The sequence below is a fragment of the Francisella sp. SYW-2 genome, from assembly GCF_008711475.1.
Taxonomy (GTDB): domain Bacteria; phylum Pseudomonadota; class Gammaproteobacteria; order Francisellales; family Francisellaceae; genus Francisella; species Francisella salimarina.
Map to the genome: position 1 here is coordinate 75,259 of NZ_VXKO01000002.1, position 11,964 is coordinate 87,222.

An 11,964-nucleotide genomic window follows, 5' to 3' on the forward strand; every position below is an offset into this window, starting at 1 on the left:
TATCAATCTTTAGTTTCATCAATTACATCAGTATCTTTAGGGATGTCAAAATCAAATTTAGTATTATCTATGTCAATATCGGTTTTCACATCTGAGAAAGAGATTTTGGTAAATTGATTCAAAGATGTAGATATAGCTAGGTATTCAAGATTTTCATTATTAGAGAATTTAATTTGTATACTATCAATCATTTGATCATTCTTGGGTTTTAGTAGGTATGTGTTCTTGTCGAGCTCTTTAACAGTAAATAGTTTATTTATATTGTCAGTGTTTTTAGAAAGCAAAATAAGATAAGGGAATTGAGCTATATTATTAGATACTTTCTTTATGATAACCTGTTCTAAGTCGCCATCATATATCCAAAGCTTTGATCCATTTGAGATGATTTCTTGATTATTAGGAGAAGTAGTTATCCACCTGAAGAACTTAGGCTTTTTTAAACTCATGTGGCCTTTTGAGCTAATATTATTGCTAGCTCTTCCACCATTAATGAGTTTTTGATCAAAGCTTGCAGTCATTGAGTGAATGTTTTTGATTTTATTTATAAGATCATCACTAGCATTAGCAAAACTATAGTTGATGCTAAATATAAGAGTTAGGAGTAAAGCTATTTTTTTCATTTAAGAATCTCTTTTAATTAGAACTTCGCGCATACCATTTTGATTCATTTCAGAAACAATACCGTTTTCTTCCATTTCTTCCATCAGCCTTGCAGAACGGTTATAACCTATCTTTAATTTGCGTTGGACAGCAGATATAGAAGCTTTTTGTGTCTTGATAACAATTTCTACAGCCTCATTATATAGTGGATCTTCGCTGTCTCCGCTACCATTGCTAGAGCCACCACTACCATTATCAGCATCCTCAGAGGCTTCTAAAATATCTTGTACATAGTCAGGCTCGCCATACTCCTTCCATGATTCTACTACTCTATGTACTTCATTATCATCAACAAAAGCACCATGAATACGCATAGGGGCTCCAAAGCCGGGCTTTAAATAGAGCATATCACCTTGTCCAAGAAGTTGCTCAGCACCTTGCTGGTCAAGGATTGTTCTAGAGTCAATCCTTGAAGATACTTGGAATGACATCCTTGTTGGAATGTTTGCTTTGATTAATCCTGTTACAACATCAACTGAAGGTCTTTGAGTTGCTAAAATGATATGGATACCTGCAGCACGAGCTTTCTGCGCAAGTCTTGCAATTAGCTCCTCAACTTTCTTACCGACAACCATAATCATATCGGCAAATTCATCTGCAACAACTACAATGTATGGCATTTTTGTAAGAGTTGGAGCCTCGTGAGCTCTTTCTGGATTCATTTTGATGAACATTGTATCTTTGAGAGGTCTGCCAGCTTTTTCTGCCTGCTCAATTTTATCATTAAGTAATGCGATATTTCTAACTCCAGCAGCAGACATTAGCGCATAGCGACGCTCCATCTCTTTAACACACCAACGCAAAGAGTTAGCAGCTTCTGTCATATCTGTAACAACTGGTGTTAGTAGGTGAGGTATGCCATCATAGATAGAAAGCTCAAGCATCTTAGGATCAATCATAATAAATTTAAGCTCATCAGGGCTACATTTGTATAGCATACTGAGAATCATCGCATTAACACCAACAGACTTACCAGATCCTGTTGTACCAGCTACTAGTAAATGAGGCATTTTAGCAAGTTCAGCAAAAGTTGGCTTACCGGATATATCGACACCTATTCCCATTAAGGTAGGGGCTTTTGACTTCATGAATTCAGGTGAGGCAAGTACTTCTTTGATGCGTACCATCTGTCTAGTTGGATTTGGTAATTCTAAACCTACATAAGGCTTACCTGGTATAACCTCTACAACTCTAACAGCTGTAGTTGATAAGGCTCTAGCTAAGTCTTGAGCAATATTGGTAAGTTTGCTAACTTTTGTACCTCTTGCTAAATCTATCTCGTATCTGGTAATTACAGGACCAGGATAAGCGGCGACTACCTTAGCATTTATGTTAAAGTCATTTAATGTTTGCTCTAGTAAAGATGATGTTTCATTAAGCTGTGTCTGTGAAATAACAGTCTGTTTTGGCTCGGGTTCTGTAAGTAGATCCAGTGATGGTAAACTAGACTTTTTTAGAGGCTTGGTAACAGTTTGAGTGCGTGTAATTTCTCTTAGATCTTCTTTAGTCATTCTATTTGAGGGGGAAGACTCCTCAGCTTTGACGTCATCAAAATCGATATCAAGGTCCAAGATAGGTTCTTGTTCTATTGAAGCTGTTTTATTCAAATCTTTTTTAGGATCTTTGAATGAAAGTTCGTTATCAATATCTGTGTTTTCTAGAACTTCACGGAAAGTATCATTCTTTTTTGGAGAATTATCCTTTTTTATATCAACAGATAATTCATTTGAATTATTTTTTTCAAGGTTTTTTGTTGAGTTTGTTTTTCCTTCGAATGCGTCAAAATCATTTATGTCAGGTATATCTTTATCATTTTTAGGTTTAGCTTTTGATAAGTAGTTCAAGGCTCTGCCCAAAAACATAGCTATGTTTTTGAATATATAAATCCATGTTGTGCCTGAATATAGTATTAAACCAACAAATAGTGATATTAGTAATGTAAATGTCCCACCTACGGAACCTAAATATTTTATAACAAATTTTGCTGTTTCATATCCTAAGATTCCTCCTGAACGTTGAGGTACCCAGTAGTTAAAAAAATTAAGATAAAGTTCAGATAATCCACAACAAGAGAGTATAAATGTAATGATTCCAACTGTTTTGATCGTGAACATCAAGTAGCTGAGGCTTTCTTGTTTTCTTTTTAGCAGAAGAATCCTAACAAAATCGATAAGCAGAAAAGGTAGAATGAAGCCAATAATTCCAAAAATTGCGAGTATAAAACTAGATATGTAAGCTCCGACAGGACCTGCATAGTTCTTGATTGTAGTTTCAGAAGAAATACTGCTCCAGCCTGGATCATTTATATTAAAGCTAAATAGTGCTATGAATAGATATACTATTATCGCGGTTAATATAACTATGAGAGTTATCTTAAGCCTACCTACCGCATGATTTGTTTTGTTTATATTGTTGTCAGCCATGATTTTGTAAAATGTTTAAAAATTAATGATAAAAACCAATTCATAATTCTAACAAAAAAAACTCTAAAAATGTTAGACTATACTACTAATTTATCAAGCATAAGTATTAAAGGGACAAGATTTGGCTAGATTTCATATCGTATTGGGTTTTATAGTTTGCTTTTTTGCGTGGGTATTTTTTTTAATATTTCCACATCTTGACATACAAATAGCAGGCTATTTTTATGATTCATCTATGCACCAATTTATGGGTGGTTATGATGGTTTTTTGGGTTTTCTTCACTGGTTTGCGAGATTTTTTCCAATATTTTTTTCTATAGCTGTTATTTTATTTTTGTTGGGGTCCCTTTTCATAGATAAGTTTAAGATTAAGGCTAGAAAGGCTATATTCTTTGTGGCTGTCTGCTTATGGATTGGACCAGGTTTGGTTGTCAATTATGTATTTAAGGATCACTGGGGTAGACCTAGACCAGTTATGGTTCAGGAATTCAGTGGTGATAAGGTCTTTCAACCCCCGTTTGTGATATCATCACAGTGTGATAAGAACTGCTCTTTTGTGTGTGGTGATGCTTCAATGGGCTTTTGGATATTTGCATTTATGCCACTGGTTGCTACACGTAGAAAAAAAGCCATAGTATTTACTGCTGCAATATTAGCCGGAGGTGGTCTAGGGTTGATGAGAATAGCACAAGGAGGCCATTTCTTTAGTGATGTGGTGTTCTGTGGAGTATTCGTTTATATATGTACATGGGTTGTTTATGCAATTATGTACCGGAAAAATAACGTTGATTTATAGGTTATAAACATACATAATTGAAGATTGAAGATATTGGTTGGAGCAGTATTATGGATTTAGGTTTTATTTTTATGGCAGAGGTTTGGAATATATAGAGAAGCATTGTTTTATCTCTAACTTTCTAACTATTTAATCGCTCTAAAAAAATCTTAAATTTCCTAGATACCGACCTAATTGTAAAGAGTAGCTTATTAATTTGCCTCTTTGATTTTTTAATATTGCCTATGGGAGAGAAAAATAATAGATGTCACAAAAGCTTAAACGTGGATTACATACTCGTCATATGTCAATGATAGCCTTGGGCGGCTGTATAGGGACAGGTTTATTTGTAGCACTTGGTGGGGCCATAGCCGATGCAGGGCCTGGAGGTACTGTTTTAGCGTATGTCATAATTGCAATAATGGTATATTTTTTAATGGCTAGTCTTGGTGAGATGGCAGCTCATAGTCCTGTTAGTGGAACATTTTGTGAGTATGCAACTCGCTATGTTGATCCTGCTTTGGGTTTCAGTACAGGTTGGAGTTATTGGTTTAATTGGGCGATAACCGTGGCAACTGAAGTAATTGCAGCTGCGATAATTATGCAGTACTGGTTTCCAGGAAGCTCTATATTATTATGGAGTGCATTTTTCTTTGTGCTCGTATTCGCTTTGAATATATTCTCAGTGAAAGTGTACGGTGAGGTTGAGTATTGGTTATCATTTATCAAAGTTTCAACAGTTATTATATTTATTATAGTTGGTTTCTTATCGATTCTTGGTATGGTTGGAAATCATGGCAGTGTAGGTTTTGAAAATTGGCGTATAGGCGATGCACCATTTCATAATGGCTGGTGGGGATTTATCTCTGTATTTATGATTGCCGGATTTTCATTTCAAGGGAGTGAACTTATAGGTGTGACAGCTGGTGAAGCTAAAGATCCTGATACGTCTATTCCTAAAGCTATTAAACAAACTTTTTGGCGTTTGTTTATATTTTATATATTAGCAGTAGTGATAATTAGTTTCTTGATTCCATATAATAATCCTTCTTTGATACAGTCTAGTGCTGGAGATGATGTCTCGGTTAGTCCATTTACAATGGTTTTTGAGAGCGTTGGCTTAAGCTCAGCAGCTACTATTATGAATGTGATTATTCTTACTGCGATAATATCAGCATGTAATGCTAGTATGTATAGTGCGACTAGGGTCTTATGGCATTTGGGTAAGATTAAGCAAGCCCCTCAGTTTTTTGCAACTACTAATTCAAAAGGCACGCCAATAATTGCTCTTTTAATTACAGCTTTAATTGGTAGTTCGTTCTTTTTTGTATCATTTGTCGGAAGTGGGAAAATATTTACATGGTTAGTTAATGTATCAAGCTTAGCTGGTTTTATAGCTTGGTTCACAATTGCCTTGAGCCACTATCGCTTTAGAAGAGCATATATTAAACAAGGTAAGAGCTTGAATGATTTACCATTTGTTGCGAAGTTCTTCCCTTGGGCTCCGATTATTGCATTAATTTTGGTTTCTATCGTAATAGTTGGTCAAGGAGCAACTATGCTGACTATGGAGGGTAGAAGTTGGTCTAGTGTTATAATTGAGTTTCTATCAACTTATGTAGGTTTCTTTGCATTTGTGATACTATATTTTGCATATAAAATAATCAAAAAAACAAAACTAATAAAACTTGAGGATTGTGATCTTTCAAGGGAGTCGTAGTTGTAGCATTATGAACACTTTTTTTATTCAAGGCAGGACTGGCCGGATTGAAGCAGTCTATGATAAAGTCAAAGGTGCTAATCAAGAAATTGTCGCAGTTATATGTCACCCTCATCCGCTATATCAAGGCAGTATGCACAATAAGGTTGTGACAACTCTTTCTAGAGCTATGAAGACATTAAATATTGAGTCATATAGATTTAATTATAGAGGTGTTGGAGATAGTCAAGGAGAGTATGGAGAGGGGGTTGGTGAACTGGAAGATCTTCTTTCTGTCTGTAAATGGATTAAGGAAAATACTTCTTTCAAAAAAATCATATTGTGTGGTTTTTCATTTGGTGGAGCTATAGCTTATATGGGTTTGAATAAACTTGATAATGTTGTGGGTCTAGTAACCATAGCGCCAGCTGTTGACAGGTTTGATTTGACTAAGTTTGGTGAGCCTAATAACATTCCTTGGCTTGTTGTACAGGGAATAGATGATGATACCGTAAATCCTAATTCTGTGTTTGATTTTACTCTTAAAACAGTTAAATCAGATTTAACATTAGTTAAAATGAATGAGGTTGGACATTTTTTTCATGGTAAGCTTATACAGTTGAAAGATGAGGTAGAAAAATTTTTAATACCAACCGTAGATGAACTATAAAACAAAAAAGGACCAAAGCAAATGAATAGAAATGTAGCACTAGAAGCAGTAAGAGTCACTGAGCTAGCAGCTTTAGCATCATGGAGTCAGATGGGTAGAGGCGATAAAATTGCTGCAGACCAAGCAGCTGTTGATGCGATGAGAAAGGCATTAAATGAAGTAGCTATTGACGGAACTGTTGTTATTGGAGAAGGTGAATTAGACGAAGCTCCTATGCTATATATTGGAGAAAAGGTTGGAGCAGGTGGCTGTGAGGTTGATATAGCTTTAGATCCACTAGAAGGTACAACTATAACATCTAAAGGTGGCCCAAATGCGCTTACAGTTTTAGCTGTGGCAGATAAAGGAGGTTTTTTAAATGCTCCTGATGTATACATGCAAAAAATTGCTGTTGGTGGTATTGATGCACCTAAAGGTATAGTAGATTTGGATGACTCAGTTACTGAGAACCTAAGAAGGGTTGCTGAGTTTAAGGGTGTGCATATGTCTGCGCTAGTTGTTTGTACTATGGATAGGCCTCGTCATGAACATATTATCAAAGAAGCACGTGAGTGTGGTGCTAGAGTTGTGCTTATTGATGATGGTGATGTATCAGGAGTTATTTCTACAGCTACAGAAGGATCAGGTATTGACGTATTTATTGGTACTGGTGGAGCTCCTGAAGGTGTTCTTTCAGCTGCAGCTCTTAAATGTCTTGGTGGTCAAATGCAAGCTAGGCTGGAATTTCATAGTGATGAAGAAGTTCAGAGAGCGCATAGGTTAGGCGTTACAGATCTTGATAAAAAGTACGATATTGATGATTTAGCATCAGGAGATATAGTTTTTGCTGCTACAGGTGTTACAGATGGTAATATGCTTAGAGGCGTGAAGAGAGTTAATAGTACTCGTAGAGGGTCTTATGCAGTTACTCATAGTGTGGTTATGCGTTCAACAACTAAGACTGTAAGACATATCACAGCAGAGCATAGCTTTGATTTTAAGGATGGTGTTGAGAAGTTTATGTCTTAAACTTACTTCAAACTCCCATTATTCTATTTTATACTTATTCAATATATAAATCTCTATATTATTAAGCTTGCATAGTAAACTTTAAAATGACTTTTGAAAATGTTAAGTTTATAGGATGTATTTTTTAAATAGTCACTAGAAAATGAGTCAAAATAGTATACTTTGGGTTACATTCATAATATATATTCTAATTATATTTAGTATAGGAATATATTCATATTTTCAAACAAAAAAAGTTTCGGATTATATGTTGGGTGGGCGGTCTTTGAGTGCTCCAATAGCAGCGTTAGGTGCTGGCGCATCTGATATGGGATCTTGGTTGTTATTAGCTTTGCCGGGAGCATTTATGGCTTCGGGGTTTAACCAGATATGGTTGCCATTAGGTTTAACATTAGGGGCCTTCGTTAACTGGGGAGTTATCGCTAGGAGATTGCGTATTTACACGGAAATTGCCAAAGATTCGATAACAATTCCTGCATATTTTGAAAATAGGTTTCATGATAATAAAGGAGTAATAAGATCGTTAACAGCCATAGTAGTAGTTATCTTTTTTACGATATACACAGGCGCTGGATTTGTATCAGGTGGTATTTTGTTTAGCTCAATGTTTGGTATTTCTTATCATGAAGCTTTGCTACTAACGGCAACAATTATATTTATTTATACATGTGTGGGTGGTTTTTTAGCTATATCTTGGATTGATTTTTTCCAAGGAACTTTAATGCTTCTGGCATTATTGGTTGTACCAGCTGTAGTCTATTTCAATTTAGGTAGTGTGAATATTATAGATAATTTATCAAATATAAAAATTCAGGGTTTTTATGATGTTACTTCAGGAGTGCCTTTGATTACTATAGTATCGTTACTTGCGTGGGGATTGGGATATTTTGGTCAGCCACATATAATTGTGCGTTTTATGGCAATAAAAGATCCAAATAAGACTTCACAAGCAATGTGGATTTGTATGATATGGATGATTTTAGCATTGATAGGAGCAGCTTGTGTAGGTATTCTTGGAGCTGCCTATTATAGTGATGGCTTGACTAATCCGGAATCTGTATTCTTAAAACTGTCGGCAGTATTTTTTAACCCTTGGGTGGAAGGAATCTTGCTTGCTGCAGTTTTATCAGCGGTGATGAGTACGTCATCAGCGCAATTGTTATCATTATCAAGTGCTTTCTCTGTTGATGTGTATGCCAAGTTTCTTAGGAAGAATGCTTCCCATAAAGAACTTCTTAATATTAGCCGCTTGGTAGTGTTATTGGTGACAGTTTTTGCGATTATACTATCGTATAATCCAGAGACAAGTATTTTAAAGTTAGTAGGTTATGCATGGGCTGGACTTGGTAGCTCATTTGGTTCTGTGGTGATTTTTTCACTATTTTGGTCTAGGATGAATAAAAAAGGCGCCATTGCAGGGGTTCTAGTAGGATCGCTGACTGTTTTGATTTGGCCATTGTTTAGTGATTTAGGTGGATGGTTTAAAGTTTATGCTATGGTTCCAGGATTTACTTTAAGTAGTATATGTATAGTATTGGTTAGCTTACTAACATCTAAGCCTGAAGAATCTGTGCAGTTAGAATATCAAAAATATAAACAATCATTATAATTACTTATTGTGAGAGTTACTTTTTTCAAGTAAAATTCTCATCATTTGAATTCTGTAATTTTTTATGAAAAAACTGTTATCATCTATAACAGCCTTGCTAGTTTTTTATGGTCTTTCTCAAGCTGGTGAAGATCTTGCAAGTATAGCTTTGTTGTCCTTACTGTGTTGTTTTGTTATTTATCTTTTTGTAACATCTAAATCTCGCAGTTTGAATTTTGTAACTATAGTATACGTATGCTTGAGCTTTGTTTTTGTTACATTTGTGACAAAAGCTATATTGAATGTTGATTATGGTTCTCATCCTTTCATATCCATCTTGATATTGTGTATTTTATTGCCTACCTTTTTTTTACTCGGGTATAGAATTATTTTGAGTATCCATTGCTTTATTGATAGTCTTTTTGGTAGAAGCACGAGTTATGAGGGAATTGAGCAAGAATTAGGATGCTCCGTAGTTATAACTACTCGTAATGAACCTTTTGAAGTTTGTAAGTTAACTTTTGATTCGGCGTATCAGCTTGATTATCCTACTGATAAATTTGAGATAATAATTGTTGATAACAGTGACTTAGATCATCCAGACTTCTTAAAATGGCAAGACTATGTTAGTAAACATAATATGAAAGGTGACGTTAGCTGTAAATTTATCCATAGAAAAGGCACAGAGGGATTTAAGCCACGCAATCTTGATATTGCCATGGAGCATATTTGCTATGACTATGTTTTATTTTTAGATGCTGACTCAACGTTACCTAAAAGTACATTAAAAGTCGGGTTACCAGAGTTCAAAAAAGACGCTAAGCTTGGTTTTGTTAGCTTTTTGATAGAAAGTACTAACTATAGCACTAATTTAGTTACAAAAGTGGCCAGTATTTTCCAAAATACAATTCGCTATTTTAACGAGTTCGTAGGTAAATATGGATATTGTAACTATCAAGGGCATAATGGTATTTGGAGTAAGCAAGCTCTGATGGCGACATCTAAATGGGAAGAGTACTATAGATCTCAAGTGATGGTAACAGAAGATATTGCTGCTGGATTTAGATGTTATGAAGCAGGGTTCAATAGTAAGCCGATATTTCTTAAAACAGGTGAATGGGTTCCTACATCTCTCAAAGAATTTGAGAAAATGTGGTTAAGGTGGTCTTTTGGTGGTATGCAAGTTATGCATAAGTATATGTCAAAGATAATAAGCTCCTCAAATCTGAATTTTAGAGTTAAGCTTGATATGTTGTATTTACTTTTTAAGGTTGTAGCTTCAGGTTTTCCAATATTTGCATTATTATTAGTACTTTTTCCAAGAAGTAATGTAGCTTTTGTATCAATAGTAAATGTTACCCTTATCCCATTAGTTATATTGAGTGTATGGTATTACTTATATGGAGATATTAAAGGTAATTTTATAAGTAAAATTTCTCAGATTTATATAGCGATGTTTATGTTGTCATCATTTGTATTTTGGTGTGGTATAAAAGCTGAGATTAACTACTATTTGAATAAACCCCAAGGCTGGAAACCAACAAGTAAGGTTTTTGATAAGGTTGAAGGCTGGACTCAGGTTATCTATGATAATTTTGGTAAATTAAGCTTTTCTATTTTAGGTCTTTCAATAGCAATATATTCTATTTCTAAGCTTTATAGCCAAGTAGATTTTTATCTATACTTGTTATGTATGTTGCCAAGTATATTGCTTTTTTTAAATACTATACTGTGTGTGTTAGTATTAGGTAGGGCGAAATACTAGAGTAATATTGATGATGGAGTATGATAATCTTATTTTTTTGATTGTGGCCTTTGGTTTTGTTCTTCTTAATGCTTTTTTTGTTATAGCTGAATTTTCATTAGTTAAGATAAGAAGTTCGCAAGTTGAGGTTTTAAGTAAGAGAAATGGATTACAGGGTAGAATACTTTACAAGGTTCATAGCAATATAGATATCTATCTTTCTGCTTGTCAATTTGGTATAACACTAGCTTCATTAGGTTTGGGATGGGTTGGAGAACCTGCCTTTTCTGAACTATTAGAGCCAGTTTTTGTATTTTTTGGAGTTACAGGGAATCTTTCAAGAATTATTGCTTTTGCAATTGGGTTTGCGATTATATCATTTCTGCATATAGTGATCGGCGAGCTTATGCCTAAGTCAATGGCTATCAGGCAAACTGAAAGGCTATCCTTGCTTACTTGTATACCTCTATATGTTTTTTATTGGTTAATGTTTCCATTTATTTGGATATTAAATATTACAGCAAACAAGCTTTTGAAGTTATTTAATTTAGACACTGTGGCAGAGGCTGAGTATGGGTATACTACAGATGAGGTCAAAATTATTTTAAAAAGTAGCCACCTAAAAAAACCTCTTACAGAAGAGCATAGAGATATTTTATTAAGAATGGTTGAGTTTTCGCATCTACAGGCAATCGATGCTATGAGGCCTATAGAAGAGATGGTAGTTATTGATTATGATTCATCAGTTAAACAAAAGCTCGAAGTGGTCAAAGACAATCTTTATACCAGATACCCTGTTTATCAAGGAGATAAAGGTAATATTATTGGGGTAATTCATACAAAGGATATTCTATGTGCCTTAGATAATGATTTGCGACAAGAGAGTTTAAGGCCGATATTAAAAGTGTCTCATCATGATCAATTAATTGATGTTTTGCGAAAATTCCAGCAAGGTAAGCCTCACTTTGCATTAGTCTATAAAAAAAATAAACCTATAGGGTTTATTACGTTAGATAACTTATTAACAATAATGATTGGTAGAATCTCTGATGAATTCCATCTTGTTAAAGAGCCATGGGTAACATTAGCGAATAACAAATTCTTGATAAAGGCTCAGGCACCTGTGTACGCAATAGAAAAATTAGCAGATGTTGATCTTTCTGAATATCCAGTAGATACTGTTATTGATTTGCTAATTGCTTTATTTGGGCATCAGCCAACAATAGATGATGTATGGGAGCAGGAGAGTTTTTATATTAGACCGTATAGGTTTGAGGGTAATTCTCTAGAAGAGGTTATTCTAGAGCTTAAGTAGGATGCCTAAAATTCAAAGTATGAAAAAGTGACTTAAAAAAATAGCTGTGTTAGTATATGGCAGAAATTTTATTAAGAAAAAA

The 11,964-nt window shown here is 34.7% G+C and carries 9 protein-coding genes; 7 read left to right on the plus strand and 2 right to left on the minus strand.

The features are described from left to right. Nucleotides 1-2 precede the first annotated feature (2 nt). Together lolA and F3D57_RS01425 are read right to left on the minus strand one after the other, a co-directional pair. Entirely contained in the window at nucleotides 3-620 is a 618-nt protein-coding gene (gene lolA, locus F3D57_RS01420) for an outer membrane lipoprotein chaperone LolA (RefSeq protein WP_150464929.1), read from the minus strand. Further along, nucleotides 621-3,083, minus strand: a complete 2,463-nt coding sequence (locus F3D57_RS01425; RefSeq protein WP_150464930.1) for a DNA translocase FtsK — start codon at nucleotides 3,081-3,083, stop codon at nucleotides 621-623. A 121-nt stretch (nucleotides 3,084-3,204) separates the two neighbouring features. On the opposite strand from F3D57_RS01425, the gene lpxF reads away from it, so the two are divergent. The 7 genes from lpxF to F3D57_RS01460 all read left to right on the plus strand — a co-directional run bounded on the left by lpxF (nucleotide 3,205) and on the right by F3D57_RS01460 (nucleotide 11,882). After that, complete coding sequence (gene lpxF / locus F3D57_RS01430; protein ID WP_150464931.1) at nucleotides 3,205-3,879, plus strand: lipid A 4'-phosphatase LpxF; 675 nt, start codon at nucleotides 3,205-3,207, stop codon at nucleotides 3,877-3,879. A gap of 244 nt (nucleotides 3,880-4,123) precedes the next feature. Then, nucleotides 4,124-5,578 (plus strand): amino acid permease, encoded by a 1,455-nt coding sequence (locus F3D57_RS01435; RefSeq protein WP_146421762.1) that lies wholly within the window; start codon nucleotides 4,124-4,126, stop codon nucleotides 5,576-5,578. A 10-nt stretch (nucleotides 5,579-5,588) separates the two neighbouring features. Then, complete coding sequence (locus F3D57_RS01440; protein WP_149369173.1) at nucleotides 5,589-6,227, plus strand: alpha/beta hydrolase; 639 nt, start codon at nucleotides 5,589-5,591, stop codon at nucleotides 6,225-6,227. A gap of 21 nt (nucleotides 6,228-6,248) precedes the next feature. Beyond that, nucleotides 6,249-7,235, plus strand: a complete 987-nt coding sequence (gene glpX / locus F3D57_RS01445) for a class II fructose-bisphosphatase (RefSeq protein WP_013922103.1) — start codon at nucleotides 6,249-6,251, stop codon at nucleotides 7,233-7,235. Between the two features lie 142 nt (nucleotides 7,236-7,377). Then, nucleotides 7,378-8,844, plus strand: a complete 1,467-nt coding sequence (putP, locus tag F3D57_RS01450) for a sodium/proline symporter PutP (RefSeq protein WP_150464932.1) — start codon at nucleotides 7,378-7,380, stop codon at nucleotides 8,842-8,844. 64 nt (nucleotides 8,845-8,908) lie between these two features. Beyond that, on the plus strand, nucleotides 8,909-10,588 hold the full coding sequence (locus F3D57_RS01455; RefSeq protein ID WP_150464933.1) for a glycosyltransferase: 1,680 nt from the start codon (nucleotides 8,909-8,911) through the stop codon (nucleotides 10,586-10,588). A gap of 10 nt (nucleotides 10,589-10,598) precedes the next feature. Next, a complete protein-coding gene (locus tag F3D57_RS01460) occupies nucleotides 10,599-11,882 on the plus strand; it encodes a hemolysin family protein (RefSeq protein WP_150464934.1) in 1,284 nt (427 codons plus the stop codon). Nucleotides 11,883-11,964: the final 82 nt, after the last annotated feature.